Raw genomic sequence first — 23,635 nt, 5'->3', positions numbered from 1 at the left:
ACGGCGTCAAATGCCCGGAATTTGCAGTCGGCGCCGCACATCATGGCGCCGGAAAAGGGGCTAGAAGTCAGATGGACGCAGCTAAGACGCCGGGCATCTTCGTCCACCAATATGCGGGCCTTCCGCATGGTCCGGCCTTCGAACATTGGCGCGAGCGCGCCTTCGGTCCCTGCGGCCTCGACGTCGGGCCGAGCCATGGCGACAACATCGATTGCCGGCTCCAGGTCAGCGTGGTCGACAATATCGCGTTGGCCATTCCCGAAGGTGCCTCCGCGCAATACTCGCGCACGCAGAGCCATCTGGCCGACGGCAGCGACGATCTGGTCCTGATCGCCGCGCATGCGGGTCTAGTCCGCGTCGGGCAGAACGGCCACACCGTTGAACTTGCGCCTGCGCAGATGGTGCTTGTCGACATGGGCGTCACCGGCACCGTCGGCCACACCCAGGAAGATCGCTTCACCAGCATCCGCATGCCGCGCCGCGCGCTGCTCGACATCAATCCGCGTGCCGAGGACAAGCTGTCGCAAGTGCTCTCGGACGGCGCGGTGGCCGAGACGATCTTCCGCTACCACGCACTCGCCGCCAACCACGCGCCGCATCTCGACGCCGTCGGCCAGCGCCTGACCGCGCAGCACGTGATCGATCTCGTCGGCCTGCTGCTCGGCACCGATGCGGAGCATGCAAGCCTCGCGCGCGGTCGCGGACATGCGGCGGCCCGTCTCGATCTCATGCGTGCCGACGTGATGGCCGCGCTCGGCCGCAACGATCTCTGTCTGTCCGAGATCGCGACGCGCTCAGGGCTCAGCCCGCGCCAGGCGCAACGCTTGTTCGAGCAGGCCGGCACGACCTTCACCGAATTCGTGCTGGAGCAGCGCCTGGTGCTGGCGCGCAAGCTGCTCGGCGATCCCCGCGCGAGGGCGCGCAAGATCAGCGACATCGCGCATTCCTCGGGCTTCTCCGACCTGTCCTATTTCAACCGCGCCTTCCGCAAGCGTTTTGGCGCGACGCCGTCGGAGCTGCGCGAGGCCTGAGCCGCGATTTTATGCAGCGGAGCGGCGCCGCCGCAGTTGGTCGATCCGGTCGAATGAGCTATATCTGCCTGCGCGGGCAGGCCGCCGGAATTCTTGGACAAAGCAGTAAACGGACATGGCGCGTATCGTCGTGCTCGGCGCGGGGTTTGCGGGTCTATGGGCGGCCATCGGCGCCGCGCGCAGGCGCGACGAGATCGGCGCGGCCGGCCGTGACATCGAGATCCGTGTCGTCGATCGCAATCCCTATCACAACATCCGCGTGCGCAATTACGAGGCCGACCTCAGCGAGGTCGCACTGCCGTTGCCGCAACTGCTCGATCCGATCGGCGTCACTCATGGCATTGGCGAGGTCGAAGCCATCGACCCGGCACGGCGCGAGATTTCGCTCGTCACGAGCGGGGGCGAGGAGACGCTGAGCTACGACCGCCTGGTGCTGGCGCTCGGCAGCGAAGTGATGCGTCCCGCCATCCCCGGCCTTGCCGAGCATGCTTTCGATGTCGATACCTATGCCGCCGCGCTCATCCTCGAAAATCATCTCGTCTCGCTCGGACACAGCGCGCCCTCGCCGGGGCGCTCGACTGTCGTGGTGGTCGGCGCCGGATTCACCGGCATCGAGGTGGCGGCCGAGATGCCGGACAGGCTGGCGCGCGTCGGCATCACCGGCAGCCGCCGCATCGTCCTGGTCGATCCCAACCCTGCGGTCGGCGCCACCATCGGCGCGCATGCGCGTCCCGTCATCGAGACGGCATTGGCCTCGCTCGACGTCGAGACGCGGCTTGGCGTGCGCGTCGTGTCCGTCGAGGCCGCCGGCATGCACCTGAGCTCGGGCGAGTTCATCCCGGCGCAAACCGTGATCTGGTGCGCCGGGATGCGCGCGAGCCGGCTGGCCGAGAGCTTCGCGGGCGCGCGCGATCGCCTCGGCCGCCTGCTGGTCGATCCTTTCATGCGGGTGGCCGATGTGCCGGGCGTGTTCGCCGCCGGCGACGTCGCCTCGAGCGTGGTCGATGGACTGCACCCGACGGTGATGTCCTGCCAGTTCGCCCGTCCCATGGGCCGCTTCGCCGGTCACAACGTCGTAGCCGATCTGGCGGGCCTGCCGATGCTGCCGCTGCGCATCGATTGGTACGTGACCGTGCTCGACCTCGGCGGCTGGGGCGCGCTCTATACCGAAGGGTGGGATCGCGAGGTTCGCACCACTGGCGCGGCCGCAAAGGCGACCAAGCAGACCATCAACTGCAAGCGCATCTACCCGCCGCTCACCGGTAGCAAGGCCGAGCTCTTCGCTGCGGCAGCACCGACGGTCCAGGCGCCGCCGCCGACTTATGGGGCGCGGTAGAATTTGATCGGGGCTGGTTGGAGGATCGCGGCTGTGCCAATTGCTCCGTCATTGCGAGCGTAGCGAAGCAATCCAGAATCTTACCGCGGCGACAGTCTGGATTGCTTCGCTACGCTCGCAATGACGAGGTACCCCAGACATGAGAAAGCGCCCGTGGGGGGCGGGCGCTTTCCGTAGTCGACTTGGGGTTGGGGTCGTCTACATATCCACGTGGCGACTTTGGGGGGCTGGTAAAGAGCCGCGTGAATTCACAAAACTCGTCAAATCTCCTTATCGAACGAGGGATGCGTTCGAGCTGGTGATAACAACCGGCTTGCCGGCCTTGATGACGCGGGCGGTCTGGGTCAGACCTTCGTCCGAACCCGTGCGCGCCGCCGTGATGCCGAAGCCTGCCACCGCGATGCCGGCGACGAGGGCTACGACCACGATTTTCAAGTGGGTCGAGCGATCGGCGCTGTAAATCGAGTGGTTCATGGAAGGCTCCTGCCGCCATCTACCCGAAGTAGTCGCTACCCTGTTGGGGGAGGTTCATGCTTCCGGTCCCCAACAACCTAGTATTGGGGGGATTCGTTCCCAAGGGGCGATCACAAGAGCGTGACAGGACGTGAAAGATCGCGATCGAAAGCGACCCCTCAATCGTTCGATTATATAATTATTTCAAAGGTGTAATGTGCTTGCGAGGCGCCTTGTTTGCATTTGGTCGACAAGGCGCCAGGAACTCAAAAACCATTTGCCTGTGGCCGAAAAACATACGGCTTCTTAAGGCAAATCAGATGCTTCCGACCGTTTTCAATCTCGCCCTGGGGTGGATTTCAGCCTGCGACAGCACCGTCGTCTGGGCCCGGAACCGCTCGACGAGGGAGCGTACGAAGGGACGAATTGCCGCAGACGTGACCAGCACCGGCGCCTCGCCTTCGCGCGCGGCGCGCTCGAAGGCCTCGCGCACGCCGGTCATGAATTCCGACAGCTTCGAGGGCTGCATCGCGAGGCTGCGTTCCTCGCCCTGGCCGATGATGGATTCGGCGAAGGCCTGTTCCCACCGCGCTGACAGCGCGATCAGCGGCAGATAACCGCTGTAGGAGGTGTTTTGCGCGCAGATCTGCCGCGCGAGGCGGGCGCGGACATGCTCGACCATGGTCGCGGGATTGCGCGAGAAGGCGAGCGAGTCGGCGATGCCTTCCAGGATGGTCGAGAGGTCGCGGATCGAGATGCGCTCGGCGAGCAGCAGCTGCAGCACGCGCTGGATGCCGGAGACCGTGACCTGGCCCGGCACGATGTCCTTGACCAGCTCGCCCTGCTCCTTCGGCAGCTCCTTGAGCAGCTTCTGCACCTCGCCGTAGGAGAGCAGGTCCGACATGTTGGCCTTGAGCAGCTCGGTGAGGTGGGTCGAGAGCACGGTCGCGGCGTCGACGACGGTGTAGCCCTTGAGCGAGGCTTCTTCTTTGAGGCTGGCATCGACCCAGGTTGCGGGCAGGCCGAAGGTCGGCTCGGTGGTATGGATGCCGGGCACCTGCACCTGGCTGCCGCCGGGGTCCATGACCATGAACTGGTTCGGCCAGATCTTGCCGGTGCCGGCGTCCACTTCCTTGATCTTGATGATGTAGGTGTTGGCTTCGAGCTGGACGTTATCGAGGATGCGCACGGCGGGCATCACAAAGCCCATCTCGATCGCGAGCGAGCGGCGCAGCGCCTTGATCTGCTCGGTGAGGCGGTCGGTGCCATCAGGGCCGTTGACCAGCGGCAGTAGCGCATAGCCGAGCTCGATCTTGAGATCGTCGATCTTGAGCGCGGCGGAGATCGGCTCTTCGGCCGCAGCGGCGCCAGGTGAACCCGGCGTTCCCGGAGCGGGTGCGGTCTTTGCAACTTCGTCAGCCCTGGCAGTCGCCCGGTTGCGGTTGCGGGCGTGCCAGGCGAGCGCACCGGCGCCGCCGCCGAGCGCCAGGAAGGGGATGGTCGGAATGCCCGGCAGCGCCGCCAGCACCAGCATGACCGCCGCGGACATCGCCAGCGCCTGCGGATAGCCGGAGAACTGTTTCATCAGCGCCTTGTCGGCGGCGCCGGACACGCCGGCCTTGGAGACGAGCAGGCCGGCCGCGGTCGAAACGATCAGCGCCGGCACCTGGGTGACGAGGCCGTCACCGACGGTCAGCAGCGTGTAGCTGCGCCCGGCATCGGCGAAGGAGAGGCCTTGCTGCGCGACACCGATGATCATGCCGCCGACGATGTTGATGAAGACGATCAAAAGGCCCGCGATGGCATCGCCGCGAACGAATTTGGAGGCACCGTCCATGGCGCCGAAGAAGCCGCTCTCGTCCTCCAGATCCTTGCGCCGCTGCTTGGCGACCTTCTCGTCGATCAGGCCGGCGGAGAGATCGGCGTCGATCGCCATCTGCTTGCCGGGCATGGCGTCGAGGTGGAAGCGGGCGGCGACTTCGGCGATACGGCCCGAACCCTTGGTGATGACGACGAAGTTGACGATGATCAGGATGGCGAAGACGATGATACCGATGACGAAATTGCCGCCCATCACGAAGCTGCCGAAGGCTTCGATGACGTGACCGGCGGCATCCGTGCCCTCGTGCCCGTGCGACAGGATCAGGCGGGTCGAGGCCATGTTCAGCGACAGGCGCAGCATCGTCGAGATCAGGAGGACGGTCGGGAAGGCGGAGAATTCCAGCGGCGCCTGGATGAACAGCGACGTCATCAGGATCAGGATCGAGAGCGTGATCGAGATCGCCAGGAACAGGTCGAGCACGATCGCGGGCAGCGGCAGGATCAGCACCACCAGGATGGTGAGGACGCCGAGCGCCAGCGCGATATCGCCGCGCTTGAGGATGTTGCCGATCTCGGTAAGGGTCGGGAAGCCGGCGTTCGTGCTGCCTACGCCCTGTCCCGCGGTGACGTCGACCATGGTAGCTGCTCCCCCGCGCGACTGCCGTCCGCGCGCCCCAAATGTCTGCGCGGCGGCCGAAGGGCCGCCGTTTCGAAAGTGAGGCACCGCACTGGCGTCCACGGGGAACCTCCCGTTCTACGCGGCTGACGACACTCGACTTCACTCGGCAATTCTTGCCGGGTGTATGGTTAGCAAAGGGTTAACGGAGGGTGCGGCAGGAGGTCAGACCGGGGTGTTTCGGGCACCTGGCAGGGACGAAGTCGTCATGCCCGGGCTTGTCCCGCCTGCGCGGCCCAAGCCGCTTCGGCGCGGCGAAGGCCCGGGGATCCCCACGTTCTTCATGTCGCGCCCAAGCCGTGGATGGCCGGGACGAGCCCGGCCATGACGTTGTGGAAGCGTTTGGCGCCGAAATCAGCTGCGGAGGACGTAGCCCTACTGCGCCTTCTGCATCGTCGTTACCGTATACCCCGAGGCCGCCTCCTCGGCCTCGAAGGTCACCTTGTCGCCGACCTTCACCTGCTTGAGCAAAGCGGGGTCCTTGACGCGATAGACCATGGTCATGGGCTCATCCATGCCGAGGCTTTTCGCCGGTCCGTGCTTGAGCGTGATCTTGCCGGCGCCTTCGTCGATCTTCTTGACCTCGCCGCTGATCGCGGCGCCCTGGGCCGCGAAGGCTTCGGCGGCAAGGCCGACGGTCAGCGCCAGCGCTGCGGCGATACGGATGGTGCGGTTCATGGGAGTCTTCCTTGTTACTTCACGGTGACGTGGCCGACCATGCCGTAGTCGCGGTGGTCGGGAATCAGGCAGGAGAATTCGAACGTGCCGGCCTTGCTGAACTTCCAGAGGATCTCGGCCGTCTTGTTCGGTGCGAGCCGGACACCGTTGGGATCGTCGTGCTCCATGTGCGGATGCTTCTTCATCTCCACGGCATGCGCGAGATTCTCCTTCGTCGTGGCGAGCAGGAATTCATGGTCCTCCTTGCCGACATTGCGCAGCACGAAACGAATCTGCTCGCCGCGTTTGACCTCGATCCTGGCGGGCGCGTAGTCCATCTCGTTCAGCAGGATCTCGATCGTGCGCGCGGGCTTCCTGGGATCGCCGGGCTCGCCGGCCGAAAAGGTCCCGTGCCCGTGCTGGTCGTGGGCAAACGCCGGTGCGGTCGAAAGCGCAGCCAGCGCAAGTCCGAGTTTGATCGTCTTCTTCATCTTGTTCTCCAGTTGGTGGTTCATCGAAACGCTCACATCTTCATGTTCTTCATCGGCGCGCCTTGCTGCCGCGCCGGCTCGGCGGACGGCGGCGTGACCTCGTAGGCGACGGTGCCTTGCGGGAATTGGTAGGGGCCGGGATCGCGGTAATCGTCGCGCGCGAGGTCGTCGCGGATCTTCATCACCGTGAACATGCCGCCCATCTCGATCGGCCCGAACTGACCGGTGCCGGTCATCATCGGCAGCGTGTTGTCGGGCGCGGGCATCTCCATGTTGCCCATGGCCATGCCGGTCGAACCCATCGCCATGGCATCGGGCGCGAGCTTGCCGACGGCCCTGGCGAGGTCCTTGCGCGACACGCCAATCAGATTGCGCACCTCGTGCCCCATCGCGTTCATGGTGTGGTGCGACTTGTGGCAGTGGAACGCCCAGTCGCCGGGATTGTCGGCGAGCACGTCGAACACCCGCACCGCGCCCACGGGTACATCGGTGGTCGTCTCCAGATATTGCGCGCTCTCCGGAATCCAGCCGCCATCGGTGCAGGTCACCGCAAAGCTGTGGCCGTGCAGATGGATCGGATGGTTGGTCATGCTGAGATTGCCGATGCGCACGCGCACCTTGTCGCCGAGCCTGACCGGCAAGGGATCGATGCCGGGAAACACCCGCGAATTCCAGGTCCACATGTTGAAGTCGGTCATCTCGTTGACCTGCGGCAGGTATGTGCCGGGATCGACGCGATAGGTGCTCATCACGAAGACGAAGTCGCGGTCGACGGGCCGGAAGCTTTGATCGCGCGGATGCACGACGACCATGCCCATCATGCCCATCGCCATCTGCACCATCTCGTCGGAATGCGGGTGGTACATGAAGGTCCCGCTCTTCTTCATCTCGAACTCGTAGACGAAGGTTTTTCCCGGCTGGATGTGCGGCTGCGTCAGTCCGCCGACACCGTCCATGCCGCTGGGAATGATCATGCCGTGCCAGTGCACGGTGGTGTATTCGGGCAGCCTGTTGGTGACGAAGACACGAATCTTGTCGCCTTCGACCGCCTCGATGGTCGGGCCCGGTGACTGGCCGTTATAGCCCCACAGATTCACTTTCATGCCTTCGGCGAACTCGCGCACCACGGGTTCGGCGACGAGATGGAATTCCTTCCAGTCGCCGTTCATGCGGAACGGCAGTGACCAGCCGTTCAGCGTGACCACGGGGCGGTAGTCCGGGCCGCTGATCGGATGCAGCGGCGGCTGCATCACCACCTTGTCCATGTGAGGCGCTTCCGGAATGGACGCGGCCTGCACACGGCCGCTGACGGCTGACGCGCTGGCAAGCGCGGCGGTGCCCAAAAATCCTCGGCGGGAATACATGTTGGCCTCCATCTCAGTGACCGCCATCGGCAGGCGCTGCCGCGGCGATGGTGGTTGAAGTGTCGCCGCCCGACGCAGGTGCGCCGCCGCCGTTGACGGCAGTCTGGAGGTCGGACTGGGCGAGGAAGAGTTTTTGCTTGGCATCGATCGCGCCGCGCAGCGACGCCAGGCGCTGCCGCGCTTCGGTGAGCAGCGCGAAAATATCGACCTGCATGCTGGAGAAGCGCAGCTGCATCTCCTCGGTGATGATCTTGCGCAGGGGCAGGATCTCGCGCTGATAATGGCTGGCGATGTCGTAGCTGGAGCGATAGGCGCGATAAGCATCGCGCGCCTCGGAGCGAACGTTGACGGCGCGCTCGGTCAGGCGGTTGAAGGCGAGATTGTAGGTCTCCGCCGCTTGCCGCACCCGCACCTCGCCGCCGTCGAAGATCGGGATCTGGAACTGCACGTCAAAACCACGTTCGCGGAACGGCGGGCCCTCGGGATCCTGGGTGCGGCGGGAGATACCGGCGAGGTCGAGCAGCGTGACGAAGCGCGTCGCCTCGGTGAGGTTGAGTGACTTTGCCAGCGCCGTCAGCTCCAGCCGCGCGATCTGAAGATCGATGCGATGGGCCACCGCATCGGCCTCGATCGAGGGCAGTGCCTGCGGCCGGCGCGGCAGCGGCGGCAGTTGATCGGGCAGACGGAAGTCGAGGCCGCCGTCCCACAGCCCCATCAGGCGCGCGAGCCTTTCGCGCGCGCTCGTTGCCGCCTGCCGCGCGGTGGCGAGGTCGGCCGTGGTCTCGGCATAAAACACCTGCTCGCGGGCCTGGTCGAGCTTGTTGATCGAACCGGTGTCGCCGAGTTTGACCGCGAGCTGCGCCGTCGATTCCGCCGTCGCCTTCGCGTCGGTGAGCAGCGCCACCATTTCGTTGCCGGCGACTGCGCGGACATAGGCGCGCCGGACATCCGCGGCCAGCCGCAGCGTCGCCAACGCCGCGCGCAATTGCGCCTGACGGAAACGGTCGCGGGCGATGTCGGAGCGGAACGGCAGGGTGGCCAGCGCGAGGATGTCGCCAACTACCTGACGCTCTATCTCGCTCGCGCCATTGCCTGCGATGCGCGAGATCGAGAACACAGGATTGGGCGGCAGGCTCTGCTCGACCAACTCGGTCTCGGCCAGCGCCAGCTCGTTATAGGTCGCTTGCAATCCCTTGTTGTTGAGCAGCGCGATCTGCACGGCCGTCTCAGTGGTCAGCGTGCGTGCCAGCAAGCGGCGGACGGTCGCGTTGACGGCCTCCGCGCCTTCGGCCGTTCGCACGAAGGCGACGTCCTTGTTGATGGTCTGGCTGGTGAGCTCCGAGACCGTCGTCATGCCTCCGTCCGGCGAGAATGCCATGCAGCCGGAGAGTCCCAGCGCAGTGAGCACGAGCAGGCCCCGCGCAAAATGATGCGTCACGGCGCGCCCCTACCGGTCTTGCTTCGGCTGCGGTGCGACAGCGTCGTTGCGGTCGCGCCATGGCCCCGGCGTCGCGGGCCGCAGGCTGGTATAGGGCGCAATCGTCGATCGATAGCCGACGCGCGCGACCTTCGCCGCCGGATCGGCAGGATCGGCGCCGGCCACGGGCACAGTTGCCGGCATGCAGCCGGACAATATCAATGCGATTGCGGCCAGCAGCGGCCAATTGAATCGAAAGTGTCGTCCACGCGCCGCGGACGCGGCGGCGAACTTCGCCCCGGAAAGCGTAAGCATGAGTCATCCCTGATCTGTCGTAGAGACCACAGGTTCGCGCGCGCGGATGCGCGTGCGGTCCTGACGTCGTCGCGTCAGATCAGGCGATGGGAGGGCGGTAGCGCTGAGGCGGCGCCGCGCTGTGCAGGCTGACCACGATCTCGGGCGCGCAGGCGGAAATCGGCTGCAGCGGCTTGGCGATGCCGGGCAGGTCGGCCGGCAGGGCGCTCACGCACATCATCGCGCAGCACGGGCCAGCCTTGCCGTCATGGTGATGTTGGGCTGGCGCATCCTGTGCGGCAGCCTGGTGATGCGCGTGCAGGCCTGCGTGGTCATGCGACACACCGTCATGCACGTGGCCGGCCTGCATCTCGTGATGCACCGGCACGAGATCGGCGAGGAGCGCGTCGTCGAGGCACGGCGCCGGGCCGCTGCCCCAGGCGAGGGCTGCTGCCGGCGCGAGCACGCAGAACAGATAGGCGAGGGCGATGATCCGCCCCACCCTGATCCGCATCGATCGCGTCAATCGCAACAGCATTCCGCCGATAGGCTCCTCGCGCGGCAATGTTGCACACGCAGATTGCAAACTAATGGCAAAGCGCGGCTTCGCCAAGCATCTTCTTACCGCAGTGCACCGCGCATGCCCAATATCGCGGCACGATGCTTGACCCCAAGGCGGTCAGCGAACATGGTCCGGCCTGTGCACGCGCCAAATCTTCCAGGACAGAGACCGGCCTCATTCACCCCTGATTCGCGTCAGGCTTGGGTGCGGCTGTTGCTTGCGCTGCTGATCGGTTCGATCGGCGGCGTCGGCATGTGGGCGGTCGTCGTGGTGATTCCCGTCGTGCAGACCGAGTTCGCCGCCACGCGAGCAGCGGTGTCGCTGGCCTTCACGCTGATGATGTTCGGCTTCGGCCTCGGCGGCGTGATCGCCGGCAAGATCACCGACAAGTTCGGCATCGTGCCGGCGATGGCGATCAGCATCGCTTTCATTGGCGTTGCCAACGTGCTGGCGGGGCTCTCGACCCAGCTCTGGCAGTTCGTCGCGGCCTATTTCCTGATCGGGCTCGGCACCTCGGCGACCTTCGCGCCTCTGATGGCGGAGGCCTCGCACTGGTTCGAGCGCTATCGCGGACTTGCCGTGACCATCGTCGCGAGCGGCAATTACGTCGCGGGCACGATGTGGCCGCCGCTCATCAGCGAGGGCATGCAGACGATCGGCTGGCGCACCACGCATATCGGCATCGCCCTCGTTTGCGTGGTTTTGATGACGATCCTGGTGCTGGTCCTGCGCGCACAGATGGGCGACGACAAGGTCCGCAATCACGCCAATGCGCGGCCGCCGCAGGTCGATCTCAAGCTTTCGACCAACACGCTGACCGTGCTGCTCTCGATCGCCAGCATCTCCTGCTGCGTCGCCATGGCGATGCCGCAGGTGCACATCGTCGCCTATTGCGGCGATCTCGGTTACGGCGTGGCGCGTGGCGCCGAGATGCTGTCGCTGATGATGGCCTGCGGCATCGTCAGCCGCATCGGCTCGGGTTACCTTGCCGACAAGATCGGCGGCATCCGCACGCTGCTGGTCGGATCGCTGGCGCAGGGCTTTGCGCTGGTGTTCTATCTGTTTTTCGACAGCCTGACTTCGCTCTATCTGATCTCCGCGATGTTCGGCCTGTTTCAGGGCGGCATCGTGCCGAGCTACGCCATCATCGTGCGCGAGGCGATGCCGGCGAGCGAGGCGGCAACCCGCGTCGGCATCGTGATCTTCGCCTCGGTGTTCGGCATGTCCTTCGGCGGCTGGGTGTCGGGCGTCATCTTCGACGCGACGGGCTCCTACGCTGCGGCGTTCGCGAACGGCGTGGCGTGGAATGCCCTCAATGTCGGCATCGTGCTGACGCTGCTGATCCGGTCGCGAATGAACGCGGTCAAGACGGGACCGGGTTTTGCGACCTAGACTTCTCGTCCCACCTTCAGCAGCGAGCAACCGGTGATCTTGTAGCTGCCGTCCGCCTGCTGCTCGAGTGTGTAGAGCGCTTCCCAGGCTTCGCCGTTGGCGTCGATGATGTGGACGTGCTGGGAGATCCAGTTGCCTTCGCTCCTGCTCTCGCCAAACTCAAAGCTCTTGTGCCGGTAGACCGGCGCGTAGCCGTTTTGCACCATGGACATGAAGATGTCAGGGGCGGGGAAGATTTCCCTGATCGCCGGCGCGGCGTGGGAATAGGCCGCGGCCGCATCGTCGCGCGCGAAAGCCTGCTCCTGGGCGCGGATCACGCCCTGTGCCGCAGTAACGTCGGCGGCGCATGCTGGAGCGGCACCAAGGATAATCATAAGGGCGACGAGCAAGGTGGCGATGCGCATGACAGGCTCCGCGTTGAAATCCCGGCGATGCCAATCCTAGCACGCCCTCAGCGAAATACGGCGTGCTATCGCTTCCGTTTCACCGCGGGCTTTGCGGGCTTGGCGGCACGCGCCTTGGCCTTGGTGCCGGACTTGCCGGCCGGCTGCACCCGCAGCCCGTCCACGAACACGTCGAGCATGCGCAGCACCGAGGATTGCCAGCCCGGCTGGTCGTGCATGTAACACATGCCAACGAGTGCCCTGAGCAGATCCTCCGGGCTGACATCGCCGCGCATCTGGCCGGCCGCGACCGCGCGGTCGAGCAGCGAGCCGATCGCCTTGGTGAGCCGGTCCATCGAGAACGCCGCGAGTTCCGACGAGCTCTGGAACGTCAGCGCCAGCGCGGCCGACATGCCCTTTTTTGTGGCAACGAATTCGACATTGGAGCGCAGCCAGCGCCGCAGCGCGTCGACCGGGTCCTTGGCGTTCTTCAATTGCTCAGCGAGCTCGCTGAGCTGCTCGACCTCGCGCCGGTACACCGCCTCGAACAAATCCTCGCGAGTTGGAAAATGCCGATAGAGCGTGCCGATACCGACCCCGGCGCGTTTTGCGACGGCTTCCAGGCTTGCCTCGGGACCGCCCGCGTTGAACACGATTTTCGCCGCCTCGAGCACGCGCTCGCGATTGCGCACGGCATCGGCGCGGGGCTTCCGAATCTGGTCGGTCTGGTCGTCCATGACGGTAATGTAGATCACGAATTGGTTAGATTGAACCCTCGCAATGAACCCTTGCAAGGCTGCATCGCGTTGTCTGCGCATGGGCTTTTGACGAATTCCAAATATTTTTCGGCGACCCTTGTTAAGCGGAGGGTGCCTCCGTATCTTCCTTGAGATGTTGGCTGGGTTCCGCCTGGCCAACGCATATCGACAGCGGCCACGGAGGTGGCGCGCTGGCCGATGACTCATGTCCATATCTGATCGGAGCCTTGTATGAACCACTCCATCAGCCTCACCGTGAACGGTGCGCGGCGCGACTTCGTCCTCGACGATACGCGCGTCACGCTGCTCGATCTCCTGCGTGAGCGCCTCCATCTGACCGGAACCAAGAAGGGATGCGATCGCGGCCAGTGCGGCGCCTGCACCATTCTCGTCGACGGCAAGCGCATCAACTCCTGTCTTGCTCTGGCCATCAGCCATGACGGCGCCGACATCCTCACCATCGAAGGCGTCGCGCGCGGCGACCAGCTTCATCCCGTGCAGGCGGCCTTCATCGCACATGACGGCTTTCAGTGCGGCTTCTGCACGCCCGGCCAGATCATGAGCGCGATCGGCATGATGCAAGAGGCGCAGGCCGGCAACGATCCCGAGCGCATCCGCGAATGCATGAGCGGCAATCTCTGCCGCTGCGGCGCTTATGCCGGCATCGTCGATGCCGTGCTGGAAGCCCAGGCCGGCACGGACGAATCCAATCAGAGGCGCTCCGCATGAAACCGTTCGATTATATCAGGCCGGCCACAGTGGCCGAGGCCGTTGCGGCGGCCGCTAAGCCGGGCACTGCCTATCTCGCCGCCGGCACCAATCTGCTCGATCTGATGAAGGGCGGCGTCAGCCGACCGGATCGGCTGGTCGATGTCACGCATCTCGACGGACTCGATCAGATCGAGACTCTCGCCGACGGATCGTTGCGCATCGGCGCGCTGGTGAGCAACGCCGATCTCGCGCATGACGCAAACTTCGCGAAGTCCTACCCGGCCGTTGCTGAGGCGCTGCTCTCCGGTGCGTCCGCGCAACTGCGCAATGCCGCGACCGTCGGCGGCAATCTGCTGCAGCGGACGCGCTGCGCCTATTTCTACGACACCGCCAGCCGCTGCAACAAGCGCGAGGCGGGCTCTGGCTGCGACGCGCGCGAGGGCGAGAACCGCACGCATGCCGTGCTCGGCTGGAGCGAGAGCTGTATCGCCACGCATCCGTCGGACTTCTGTGTACCTCTGGTCGCGCTCGATGCCGTCGTCGAGATCGAGGGCAGGAACGGCCGCCGCGAGATCGCGCTCGACGCGCTACATCGCCTGCCGGGCAATACGCCCGAGCGTGAAACGGCGCTCGAACCCGGCGACCTCATCGTCGCGGTGCGCCTGCCGCCTGCCGCACGCAGCTTTGCCGCACATGCGCGCTATCTGAAAGTTCGCGAGCGCACGTCTTACGCGTTCGCCGTGGTCTCGACCGCGGCTGCGTTGCGGATCGAGAACGGCAAGATCGCGGAGGCGCGGCTGGCGCTCGGCGGCGTCGCCGCAAAGCCCTGGCGTGCCCGCGCCGCGGAAGATGTGCTCAAGGGCGTCGCGCCGACGAGCGACGCTTTTCAGGAAGCCGCCTGGCGCGCGCTTACCGACGCAAAGCCGTCCGGCGACAACGCCTTCAAGATCGAGCTCGCACGCCGCATCGTCGTGCGCGCGCTGACCCTTGCCGCCGCCGGTACGCCCGCGCGCATCCCCGCGCTGCCGGCCTCTCCCTTTGCCTCGACGTCCGGAGCCATCCATGCCTGAGCTTAATCTGTCCAGCTCTCCCGCCCATCTGCGCCACGGCTCGAACATCGGTCAGCCGCTGACCCGCCGCGACGGCGTCCTCAAGGTCAAGGGGCAGGCGACCTACGCCGCCGACAATCATCCGCCCGGCATGCTGCTTGCCGTGATGGCGGTCGCCAGCATCGCGCATGGCCGCGTCACCTCGCTCGATGTCGCCGCCGCAAAACGCCATCCCGGCGTCGTCGACGTCATGACACCAGACCACAAGCCACAGCTTGCGATCGACCCTGAAATCAAAACCAATCCGTTCGTGTTCCGGATGGAGGTCTTGCAGAGCAATGAGGTCCGCTACGCCAACCAGCCCATCGCCGTCGTGATCGCCGAGACGCTGGAGGCCGCGACTGAAGGCGCGGTGCTGCTGGCGCCGCGCTACGAGACGCTGCCTGCGCTGGTCGGTCTCGATGCCGGCGAGAGTTACGTGCCGCCGGTCGTCGGCGTCGGCAACCCCACCGAAAATCACCTCGGCGATGTCGAGGCCGGCCTTGCCGCGGCCGAGAAGCAGATCGACGCGCTTTACGAAACGCCGCCGCAATATCACAACGCGATGGAGCCGCATGCGATAGTGGCCGCATGGAATGGCGACAATTTGCAGATCGACATGCCGACCCAGGGTCTGATGCTGTCGCTTGCGCGCGTGGCAGAGTTGTTCGGCATCGCGCATGACAAGATCCACATCCGCAGCCCGTTCCTCGGCGGTGGCTTTGGCTCGAAGGGGCTGATGGCCGGTCCGCCGGTCCTCGGCATCATGGCCGCAAAGCTGGTCGGCAAGCCGGTCAAGCTGGTACTGCGCCGTGAGCAGATGTACGGCCCGGTCGGTCACCGTGCACCGACGCGTCAGCGGCTGCGCATTGGCACGGACGGCGAAGGGCGCCTGACTGCGCTCGATCATCACGCCCGGACCGTGTCGAGCACGTTCGACGATTTCTACGAGCCCGCGGCGGACGCCTCGCATACACTCTATGCCAGCCCATCAATCCGCACCTCGCATGACGCCGTGCGCGTCAACACCGGTACACCGCTGTTCATGCGTGCGCCCGGCGAGGCCACCGGCTCGATCGCGCTCGAAAGCGCGATCGACGAAATGGCCTGGGCGTGCGGCATCGATCCGCTGGCTTTCCGCCTGAAGAACTACGCCGAGGTCGAGCCGATCACTGGCAAGCCGTTTTCGTCCAAGGCGCTGCGTGCTTGCTACGAGCAGGGCGCGGCGCGCTTCGGCTGGTCGAAGCGTTCGCTCCAGCCCCGGCAGATGCGTGATGATGCCGGCCTTCTCGTCGGCTGGGGCATGGGCACGGCGACTTTCCCAGCGCTGATGTTCCAGGCCGAAGCGCGCGCGGTCATCCGCCGCGACGGCTCCGGCGCGATGGAAATCGGCGCGCATGACATGGGGCAGGGCGCCTGGACGGCACTCGCCCAGATCGCGGCCGACGAACTCGGGCTCGACATCGACCGTGTCGAGTTCAAGGCTGGTTCATCCGACTTGCCCGACGCCGGCATTGCCGGTGGTTCGGCGCACACCGCGACCGCGGGTGCTGCGATCCATAGCGCCGGTGCGGCCGTGGTCGCAAAGCTCGCCGATCTCGCCACCAGTGACGAGCGCTCGCCGCTGTTCGGTGCCGGCAATGCCGGCGTGATCGCGCGCGACGGCAGGCTGATCCGGCGCGACGACGAGAGCCGCGGCGAGAGCTACGTCGAGATCCTCGCCCGTGCGGGCGTTGCCGAGATCGAGGCCCGCGGCACCGGTGCGCCAAATCCTGCGGCGATGGAGGAGTATGCGATGCACGCCCATGGCGCGGTGTTCGCGGAGGTGAAGGTCGATCCCGAACTCGGCCAGGTCCGTGTCACCCGCATGGTCGGCGCTTTCGCGGCTGGGCGCATCGTCAATCCGCACCTGGTGAAGAGCCAGCTGTTCGGCGGCATGATCTGGGGCATGTCCTTCGCGCTGCATGAGGAAGCCATCACCGACCGCCGCAGCGGCCGGATCATGAATGCCAATCTCGGCGAGTACCACATCCCCGTGAATGCGGACGTGCCGCCGCTCGACGTGATCACGGTCGAGGAGCACGATCCGCATGTGAATGCGCTCGGCATCAAGGGCGTCGGGGAGATCGGCATTACCGGCAGCGCCGGCGCGGTCGCCAACGCGGTGTGGCATGCGACCGGCGTGCGGGTGCGTCGTTTCCCGATCAAGATCGAGGAGTTGCTGACCCAGCGTTGAGGCAAAAAGGCGGGACGAGATCTTCTCGTTCCGCCGCGTCCTGCTAATGCAGTTTCTTGCGGAGCGCCTTCAGCGCTTCTCGCTGCGTCTCGATGTAGTCGGCAATAGCCTTACGCAGCTCCTGCGAATGGAGCTTGTCGGTGTCGCGCTGCACTTCATCGAGCGCAGCCTCTGCATTGGCGAGCGTGATCTTCATCTTCGAGCCCAGTTATGAAGCGGCGCCGGAATGTTTCCTCGGCTTGGGTTCGCAACATATAGAGGATCGACGCGCGGAATTTGAGATGCCTCAAGCTCCGTAAGACACCGGGGCACTCCGTAAGATTCCGGATAATGTCGATGCGCCTCAAAACGTCGGCGGCGTGCAGGCCGAGATCACTTCGCACGGCTTGCCGCCGACGCAGCGGAAGCGATGCGGGCGACGGCTCTCGAAGTAGTAGGCATCGCCGGGATTGAGGATGCGGCGCTCGTCCTCGACGGTGACTTCGAGCTTGCCCGAGATCACGATGCCGCCTTCCTCGCCGTCATGGACGAGGTGAACGCGCCCGGTGTCGCTGCCGGGCTCGTAGCGCTCCTTCAGGATCTGCAGGCTGCGGCCGAACAGATTGTCGCCGATCTGGCGATACGAGATCGGCTTCTTGCCGACCTCGGTCAGCTCCTCCGCACGGTAGAAGATCTTGCGCCGCGACTCCGGCTCCAGCGCGAAGAACTCGGCGAGCCCCATCGGGATGCCGTCGAGGATGCGCTTGAGCGCGCCGACCGACGGGTTCATCTGGTTGGATTCGATCAGCGAGATCGTCGAATTGGTGACCCCGGCGCGCTTGGCGAGCTCGCGCTGCGACAGCTTGTGGTGCGCCCGGATGAATCGCAGCCGTCCACCGATGTCGACGCTCATGCCCCTGGTCCCTGTTGCAGGTGTTGCGGATCGCGCAAATATGGACCGGCAGCCCCAGTGAAATCAATGGCTTGCAGGTGACCAGAAAAGGACTTGTTGCGCTTCCGAAGCCGTGCCTCTGCTATCCGGTCAGCAAAGGAGCGTGGCCCGTGACCCTTCATCAGATTCCGAACACTATCAAGACCGACTCGTTCTGGATGCCGTTCACGGCCAACCGTCAGTTCAAGAAGGCGCCGCGCCTGTTCTCCTCGGCCGAGGGCATGCACTACACCACCGTCGACGGCCGCAAGGTGATCGACGGCTCCGCCGGCCTCTGGTGCGTCAATGCCGGCCACGGCCGCAAGCAGATCGCCGCCGCGGTCGAGCGCCAGCTGATGACGCTGGACTTCGCGCCGTCGTTCCAGATGGGCCATCCGCTGGCATTCGACTTCGCCGAGCGTCTCGCCGAGATCGCGCCGAAGGGCCTCGACCGCATCTTCTTCACCAACTCCGGCTCCGAGTCGGTCGACACTGCGCTGAAGATCGCGCTCGCCTATCACCGCGCCAACGGCCAGGCGAGCCGCACCCGTCTGATCGGCCGCGAGCGCGGCTATCACGGCGTCGGCTTCGGCGGCATGTCGGTCGGCGGCATGGTCGCCAATCGCCGCGCGTTTGCGACCCACCTGCCGGGCGTCGACCACATCCGCCACACCCACGATCTCACCCGCAACGCCTTCGCCAAGGACCAGCCTGAGCATGGCGCCGAGCTCGCCGACGATCTCGAGCGTCTGGTCGGCCTGCATGGCGCCGAGACGATCGCCGCCGTCATCGTAGAGCCGGTGCCGGGCTCGACCGCGGTGCTGCCGCCGCCGAAGGGCTATCTTAAGCGTCTGCGCGAGATCTGCGACAAGCACGGCATCCTGCTCATCTTCGACGAGGTCATCACCGGCTTCGGCCGCCTCGGCACGCCGTTCGCCGCCGACTTCTTCGGCGTCACGCCGGACCTGATGACGACGGCCAAGGGCATCACCAACGGCACCATTCCCTGCGGCGCGGTGTTCGCGAGCCGCAAGGTTCACGACGGCCTGATGGTCGGCCCGGAGAACCAGATGGAGCTGTTCCACGGCTACACCTATTCCGCGCATCCGACCGCCTGTGCCGCCGGCATCGCGACGCTCGACATCTACAAGGACGAGGGTCTGCTCACGCGCGGTGCGTCGATCGCCGGGTACTGGGGCGATGCGCTGCATTCGCTGAAGGGCCTGCCGAACGTCGTCGACATCCGCAATTGCGGCCTGATGGGCGCTGTCGAGCTGTCGTCGCGTGACGGTGCGGTCGGCGCGCGTGGTTACGACGTCATGGTCGATTGCTTCAATCGCGGTCTGTACTTCCGCATGAGCGGCGATAGCTTCGCGCTGTCGCCGCCCCTCATCGTCGAGAAGAGCCATATCGACGATATGGTCTCGATCCTCGGCGACGCCATCAAGCGGGTGGCCTGATAATTGCTCTCGCCGTTGCGGAGTTTGTTCTTGCAGCGGCGAGCGTGATGCCGCGGGAGTTTGACGAAGCGTGAAAGTTCTGATCCTCGGCAGCGGTGTCATCGGTGTCACCTCTGCCTACTACCTTGCGCGTGCCGGACATGAGGTGACGGTCGTCGACCGTCAGCCCGAGCCGGCGCTGGAGACCTCTTTCGCCAACGCGGGCGAGGTGTCGCCCGGCTATTCGTCGCCCTGGGCCGGCCCCGGGGTGCCGGTGAAGGCGATCAAATGGCTGCTGATGAAGCATGGCCCGCTGGTGATCCGGCCGAAGCTCGACCCTGTGATGTGGGTCTGGCTGTCCAAGATGCTGCGCAACTGCACCAGCGCGCGTTACGCGGTCAACAAGAGCCGGATGATCCCGATCGCGGAATACAGCCGCGATTGCCTGCGCGACCTGCGCCGCGACATCGGCATCCAGTATGACGAGCGTTCACAGGGCACGCTGCAGCTGTTCCGTCACCAGGCGCAGCTCGATGGCACCGGTGAGGACATCGCCGTGCTCAAGCAGTATGGCGTTCCTTTCGAGGTGTTGAGCCGGGAGGGCTGCATCGCGGTCGAGCCGGCGCTCGCCGCCGTGAAGGAGAAGTTCGCCGGCGGGCTTCGCTTGCCGCAGGACGAGACCGGCGACTGCCACATGTTCACGCAGGCGCTGGCCAAGCATGCCGAAGCGCTCGGCGTTCGCTTCATGTTCAACACCGGCATCGACCGCATCGTCACGGATGGCGCGCGCGTCAGTGGTGTCGTGACCAGTGCGGGCACGTTGCAGGCCGATGCCTACGTTCTCGCGCTCGGAAGCTGGTCGTCGCGGCTCGTTGCACCGCTTGGCATCTCATTGCCGGTCTATCCGGTGAAGGGCTATTCGATCACGGTGCCGATCAAGGACGCCTCCGGCGCGCCGGAATCGACTGTGATGGACGAGAGCTACAAGGTCGCGATCACCCGCCTCGGCAATCGCATCCGCGTCGGCGGCACCGCCGAGATCTCCGGCTATTCGAGCCAGCTCTACGACGCCCGCCGCGCCACGCTCGATCACTCGCTGACCGATCTGTTCCCGCGCGGCGGCGATCTCTCCAAGGCGACGTTCTGGAGCGGCCTGCGTCCGATGACGCCGGACGGCCCGCCGGTGATCGGCCCGACGCAATACGGCAACCTCCACCTCAACACCGGCCATGGCACGCTCGGCTGGACCATGTCCTGCGGCTCCGGCCGCGTGCTCGCGGACATGCTGTCGGGCAAGAAGCCGGAGGTCGATGTGAGCGCGCTGACGGTGGACCGGTACAAGTATCGGTTCGGCTAAGACTCCATCTGCTCGTCATTGCGAGCGCAGCGAAGCAATCCAGTATCTTTCCGCGGTGGCAGCCTGGATTGCTTCGCTGCGCTCGCAATGACGGTGGAGAGGCATCGCTCACTCACTCCCTCTCCGTCACCCTGAGGTGGCCGCTTCTTCAGCGAGCCTCGAAGGGCGACGGCCCGGCTCTATCGGAGCCGTGCATCCTTCGAGGCTCGCTGCGCGAGCGCCTCAGGATGACAGGACTGGAATTGCGCTCGCGGCGCGAAAAGAAGCTACCCCGCCCCTGTCACGCAATTCACCCACAGCACCACAGCCTTCGCATCCTGTGCCGGATTGGAAAACCGGTGCGGCCTTCGGCTCGCGAACCGAAAACTGTCGCCCGTCTTCAGCGACCACGTCTCGCTGTCCACCGTCAGCATCATCTCGCCTTCGAGCACGAGGCCGGCTTCCTCGCCGTCATGGGTATAGAGTTCGTCGCCCGCGGAGCCGCCGGGATCGATATGCACCAGGAACAGGTTGAGCCGGTTGTCGCTGCCCGCAGCGCTCAGCAATTGCTTCGAAATTCCGCTGCGCCAGAGTTTCAGTTCCGGCCGCTGAAGCCCGCGCGTCACCACCTGGCCGGAGGCGCCGTCGGGACTTGGGCTCGCACCGAACAAAGCGGCCATGCCGACGCCGAGCACGTCGGAGAGCGTTGCCAGCACGCGCAGCGATGGCGACGACAGGCCGCGCTCGATCTGGCTGAGGAAGCCGATCGACAGGTCGGTGCGCGCCGCGACGGTCTCGAGCGAGAATTGTCTGACACGCCTGAGATCGCGGATACGGCGGCCGACCGCGACATCCATCGCGGGCTCGGCCGGCTTGGTGGTAGCCTTGGCTTTCACCTTCGCCGGCTTTGCGGCGGCCGGTTTGCGCATTCTTTTGCCACCGCTCACGTCAAACCGCTTCCTTCATGTGCATGAAAATCGCTTGCATCGCCCGCGAAAGTGTGACCAAATTTTCATATTGGTGAAAATAGGCCGAAACGGCTTGGCCCGCAACGTCTGATCACGACATGCGCGAGCGCCGACATCGGCCAAGCCCAAAGGGGGATGCGATGAAGCGTTTTGGTCTGGCCGCGGTCGCGGCGCTCGCGATTGCAGCGGTGATGCCGGCTTCGGCGCAGCAGGCGTTGAAGGTCGGCTCGACGCCGACAGGCATTCCCTTCACCTTCCTCGACACCAAGACCAACACCATCCAGGGCATCATGGTCGACATCGTCACCGAGATCGGCAAGGACGCCGGCCTCAGCGTGCAGATCGAGCCGATGGCGTTCTCGGCGCTGATCCCGTCGCTCACATCGGGCAAGATCGACATGATTGCGGCGGCGATGTTCATCACCGCGCCGCGCAAGGAGGTCGTCGACTTCTCCGATCCGATCTACACCTACGGCGAAGGCCTGGTGGTCCCGAAGAGCGACACCAAGGCCTATGCCACGCAGGATGATCTGAAGGGCGAGACGGTCGGCGCCCAGGTCGGCACCGCCTTCGTCGATGCGCTGAAGAAGTCCGGCCTGTTCGCCGACGTCAAGGCCTACGACAACATCCCGGACATCCTGCGCGACGTCAACACCGGTCGCCTCAAGGCCGGCTACGCCGACTATCCGATCCTCGCCTACAATCTGAAGCAGGGCGGTTTCCCCGAGGTGCGTCTCGTCGACGGCTACAAGCCCGTCACGGTCGGTTCGGTCGGCATCGGCGTCCGCAAGGGCGAGGCCGCGCTGCTCGGCAAGATCAACGCCTCGCTGGCGAAGCTGAAGGCCAACGGCACCATCGACAAGATCCTCGAGAAGTGGGGTCAGAAGGCGCAGGGTTGATCGACAGAGGCTGGTAAGGCTAACCGATGAAAGGCTTCTGGCACGACGCCGTCGAATTCTTCCCGATCCTGATGAGCGGCGTCGCGCTGACGATCGTCGTCACCATCGGCTCGCTGCTGCTCTCGACGGTGCTGGGTCTGATCTGGGCGATGATGCGGGTCTCCGGCATCAAGGTGCTGTCGATGCTCAGCGCCAGCCTGATCAACGTGATCCGCGGCATCCCGATCATCGTGCTGTTGTTCTATCTCTACTTCGTGATGCCGGATCTCGGCGTCACGCTGTCGGCCTTGCAGGCCGCGATCCTCGGGCTCGGCATCGCCTATTCGGCCTACCAGGCCGAGAATTTCCGCGCGGGCATCGAGGCGATCGACAAGGGCCAGATCGAGGCGGCGCAGTCGATCGGCATGGGCTGGTGGCTGACCATGCGCCGCGTGGTGTTGCCCCAGGCGGTGCGCATCGTGCTGCCGCCCTACGGCAACGTCATGATCATGATGCTGAAGGATTCGTCGCAGGCCTCGACCATCACGGTCGCCGAGCTCGCCCTTCAAGGCAAGCTGATCGCGTCCTCGACCTTCAAGAACACCAACGTGTTCACGCTGGTGGCGCTGATGTATCTCACCATGAGCATCCCGCTGATCCTGCTGGTCCGTCACTTCGAGAAGCGGGCGGGCAAGAAATGATCGAGCTCACCGACGTCCACAAGAGCTTTGGCCAGAACGAGGTGCTCAAGGGCATCACGGCCTCCGTCCAGAAGGGCGAGGTGGTCTGCATCATTGGCCCTTCGGGCTCCGGCAAGTCGACGATCCTGCGCTGTATCAACGGGCTGGAAAGCTACGACCGCGGCGAGATCAACGTCGAGGGACTGAAGGTCGATCGCGATGCGTCCTCCATCGTGAAGGTCCGCACCCAGGTCTCGATGGTGTTCCAGCGCTTCAACCTGTTCCCGCATCGGACCGTGCTGGAGAACGTCGTCGAAGGCCCGCTCTTTGTAAAGAAGGAGCCGCGTGCGCAGGTGCTCGAGCGCGGCCGCGCGCTGCTCGGTCAGGTGGGCCTCGCCGAAAAGGCCGATGCGCATCCGCCGCAGCTCTCCGGCGGCCAGCAGCAGCGCGTCGCCATCGCGCGCGCACTCGCGATGCAGCCAAAGGCGATCCTGTTCGACGAGCCGACCTCGGCGCTCGATCCCGAACTGGTCGGTGACGTGCTCGGCGTGATGCGCAAGCTCGCCGATGACGGCATGACCATGGTCGTCGTCACCCACGAGATGGGCTTTGCCCGCGACGTCGCCGACCGCGTGCTGTTCATCGACGGCGGCGTCATCGTCGAGCAGGGCGCGGCGACGGCCGTCCTCAATCAACCCCAGCACCCGCGCACGCAGGACTTTTTGCGCCGCGTGCTACATCCGCTCTGATCGGT

24 protein-coding genes are annotated in these 23,635 nt (G+C 65.3%); 11 read left to right on the top strand and 13 right to left on the bottom strand.

Translation table 11 applies throughout. The features are described 5' to 3' along the window. Positions 1-71 precede the first annotated feature (71 nt). Both AB7G19_RS35330 and AB7G19_RS35325 read left to right on the top strand, forming a co-directional pair. A complete protein-coding gene (locus AB7G19_RS35330; RefSeq protein WP_135215541.1) occupies positions 72-1,031 on the top strand; it encodes a helix-turn-helix transcriptional regulator in 960 nt (319 codons plus the stop codon). Between the two features lie 115 nt (positions 1,032-1,146). Next, the gene (locus AB7G19_RS35325; RefSeq protein WP_135215542.1) at positions 1,147-2,367 is read left to right on the top strand and encodes an NAD(P)/FAD-dependent oxidoreductase; all 1,221 of its coding nucleotides are present in this window, start codon (positions 1,147-1,149) and stop codon (positions 2,365-2,367) included. 270 nt (positions 2,368-2,637) lie between these two features. Here AB7G19_RS35325 and AB7G19_RS35320 read toward each other — a convergent pair whose 3' ends face one another. The 8 genes from AB7G19_RS35320 to AB7G19_RS35285 form a co-directional block, all read right to left on the bottom strand. Beyond that, complete coding sequence (locus AB7G19_RS35320) at positions 2,638-2,841, bottom strand: hypothetical protein (protein ID WP_014497685.1); 204 nt, start codon at positions 2,839-2,841, stop codon at positions 2,638-2,640. A gap of 295 nt (positions 2,842-3,136) precedes the next feature. Next, positions 3,137-5,278, bottom strand: a complete 2,142-nt coding sequence (flhA, locus tag AB7G19_RS35315) for a flagellar biosynthesis protein FlhA (protein ID WP_071916417.1) — start codon at positions 5,276-5,278, stop codon at positions 3,137-3,139. Between the two features lie 414 nt (positions 5,279-5,692). Continuing rightward, positions 5,693-5,995 (bottom strand): copper-binding protein, encoded by a 303-nt coding sequence (locus tag AB7G19_RS35310; protein ID WP_085403227.1) that lies wholly within the window; start codon positions 5,993-5,995, stop codon positions 5,693-5,695. Positions 5,996-6,009: 14 nt separating this feature from the next. After that, a complete protein-coding gene (locus AB7G19_RS35305; protein WP_028149531.1) occupies positions 6,010-6,465 on the bottom strand; it encodes a cupredoxin domain-containing protein in 456 nt (151 codons plus the stop codon). A 32-nt stretch (positions 6,466-6,497) separates the two neighbouring features. Continuing rightward, on the bottom strand, positions 6,498-7,829 hold the full coding sequence (locus tag AB7G19_RS35300; protein ID WP_085403316.1) for a copper oxidase: 1,332 nt from the start codon (positions 7,827-7,829) through the stop codon (positions 6,498-6,500). A 13-nt stretch (positions 7,830-7,842) separates the two neighbouring features. Then, a complete protein-coding gene (locus AB7G19_RS35295; RefSeq protein ID WP_085403228.1) occupies positions 7,843-9,267 on the bottom strand; it encodes a TolC family protein in 1,425 nt (474 codons plus the stop codon). 9 nt (positions 9,268-9,276) lie between these two features. Further along, a complete protein-coding gene (locus AB7G19_RS35290) occupies positions 9,277-9,561 on the bottom strand; it encodes a hypothetical protein (protein ID WP_085403229.1) in 285 nt (94 codons plus the stop codon). A 79-nt stretch (positions 9,562-9,640) separates the two neighbouring features. After that, positions 9,641-10,078 (bottom strand): hypothetical protein, encoded by a 438-nt coding sequence (locus AB7G19_RS35285; RefSeq protein ID WP_085403230.1) that lies wholly within the window; start codon positions 10,076-10,078, stop codon positions 9,641-9,643. A gap of 150 nt (positions 10,079-10,228) precedes the next feature. On the opposite strand from AB7G19_RS35285, the gene AB7G19_RS35280 reads away from it, so the two are divergent. Continuing rightward, positions 10,229-11,494 carry an MFS transporter gene (locus AB7G19_RS35280; protein WP_071916413.1) on the top strand — a complete coding sequence of 422 codons (1,266 nt, stop codon included), beginning with the start codon at positions 10,229-10,231 and terminating at the stop codon, positions 11,492-11,494. On the opposite strand, the gene AB7G19_RS35275 is transcribed toward AB7G19_RS35280, so the two are convergent. Further along, positions 11,491-11,898, bottom strand: coding sequence for a DUF4864 domain-containing protein (locus tag AB7G19_RS35275; protein WP_085403231.1), 408 nt, complete (start codon positions 11,896-11,898; stop codon positions 11,491-11,493). The genes AB7G19_RS35280 and AB7G19_RS35275 overlap by 4 nt on opposite strands. Positions 11,899-11,963: 65 nt before the next feature. Then, the gene (locus AB7G19_RS35270) at positions 11,964-12,614 is read right to left on the bottom strand and encodes a TetR/AcrR family transcriptional regulator (RefSeq protein WP_193560905.1); all 651 of its coding nucleotides are present in this window, start codon (positions 12,612-12,614) and stop codon (positions 11,964-11,966) included. Between the two features lie 252 nt (positions 12,615-12,866). On the opposite strand from AB7G19_RS35270, the gene AB7G19_RS35265 reads away from it, so the two are divergent. The 3 genes from AB7G19_RS35265 to AB7G19_RS35255 are packed head-to-tail and all read left to right on the top strand — an operon-like array spanning position 12,867 to position 16,670. Further along, positions 12,867-13,364 (top strand): (2Fe-2S)-binding protein, encoded by a 498-nt coding sequence (locus tag AB7G19_RS35265; RefSeq protein ID WP_085403233.1) that lies wholly within the window; start codon positions 12,867-12,869, stop codon positions 13,362-13,364. Next, entirely contained in the window at positions 13,361-14,416 is a 1,056-nt protein-coding gene (locus tag AB7G19_RS35260; RefSeq protein ID WP_085403234.1) for an FAD binding domain-containing protein, read from the top strand. Before AB7G19_RS35265 ends, AB7G19_RS35260 begins: the two co-directional genes overlap by 4 nt. Beyond that, positions 14,409-16,670 (top strand): xanthine dehydrogenase family protein molybdopterin-binding subunit, encoded by a 2,262-nt coding sequence (locus AB7G19_RS35255; RefSeq protein WP_135215545.1) that lies wholly within the window; start codon positions 14,409-14,411, stop codon positions 16,668-16,670. The genes AB7G19_RS35260 and AB7G19_RS35255 overlap by 8 nt, the downstream gene beginning before the upstream one ends. Positions 16,671-16,713: 43 nt before the next feature. Here AB7G19_RS35255 and AB7G19_RS35250 read toward each other — a convergent pair whose 3' ends face one another. Both AB7G19_RS35250 and AB7G19_RS35245 read right to left on the bottom strand, forming a co-directional pair. Then, a complete protein-coding gene (locus AB7G19_RS35250) occupies positions 16,714-16,866 on the bottom strand; it encodes a hypothetical protein (protein WP_166082130.1) in 153 nt (50 codons plus the stop codon). Positions 16,867-17,013: 147 nt separating this feature from the next. Next, a complete protein-coding gene (locus AB7G19_RS35245) occupies positions 17,014-17,562 on the bottom strand; it encodes a cupin domain-containing protein (RefSeq protein ID WP_014497670.1) in 549 nt (182 codons plus the stop codon). 149 nt (positions 17,563-17,711) lie between these two features. Here AB7G19_RS35245 and AB7G19_RS35240 point away from each other — a divergent pair, with 149 nt between their 5' ends. Next, a complete protein-coding gene (locus tag AB7G19_RS35240; protein WP_085403317.1) occupies positions 17,712-19,040 on the top strand; it encodes an aspartate aminotransferase family protein in 1,329 nt (442 codons plus the stop codon). Between the two features lie 70 nt (positions 19,041-19,110). Continuing rightward, entirely contained in the window at positions 19,111-20,376 is a 1,266-nt protein-coding gene (locus AB7G19_RS35235) for a D-amino acid dehydrogenase (protein ID WP_039146040.1), read from the top strand. Between the two features lie 266 nt (positions 20,377-20,642). Here AB7G19_RS35235 and AB7G19_RS35230 read toward each other — a convergent pair whose 3' ends face one another. Next, the gene (locus AB7G19_RS35230) at positions 20,643-21,284 is read right to left on the bottom strand and encodes a helix-turn-helix domain-containing protein (RefSeq protein WP_085403236.1); all 642 of its coding nucleotides are present in this window, start codon (positions 21,282-21,284) and stop codon (positions 20,643-20,645) included. A 179-nt stretch (positions 21,285-21,463) separates the two neighbouring features. Here AB7G19_RS35230 and AB7G19_RS35225 point away from each other — a divergent pair, with 179 nt between their 5' ends. The 3 genes from AB7G19_RS35225 to AB7G19_RS35215 are packed head-to-tail and all read left to right on the top strand — an operon-like array spanning position 21,464 to position 23,630. After that, positions 21,464-22,222, top strand: coding sequence for an ABC transporter substrate-binding protein (locus AB7G19_RS35225; RefSeq protein WP_085403237.1), 759 nt, complete (start codon positions 21,464-21,466; stop codon positions 22,220-22,222). A gap of 26 nt (positions 22,223-22,248) precedes the next feature. Further along, entirely contained in the window at positions 22,249-22,902 is a 654-nt protein-coding gene (locus tag AB7G19_RS35220) for an amino acid ABC transporter permease (RefSeq protein ID WP_014497665.1), read from the top strand. After that, complete coding sequence (locus AB7G19_RS35215; RefSeq protein ID WP_085403238.1) at positions 22,899-23,630, top strand: amino acid ABC transporter ATP-binding protein; 732 nt, start codon at positions 22,899-22,901, stop codon at positions 23,628-23,630. Before AB7G19_RS35220 ends, AB7G19_RS35215 begins: the two co-directional genes overlap by 4 nt. Positions 23,631-23,635: the final 5 nt, after the last annotated feature.

It is taken from the genome of Bradyrhizobium sp. 215_C5_N1_1 (genome assembly GCF_052075935.1).
GTDB classification, from domain to species: Bacteria; Pseudomonadota; Alphaproteobacteria; order Rhizobiales; family Xanthobacteraceae; genus Bradyrhizobium; species Bradyrhizobium barranii.
Note: the sequence above shows the minus strand (reverse complement) of the source record. Positions and strands in the feature narration are given on the sequence as shown.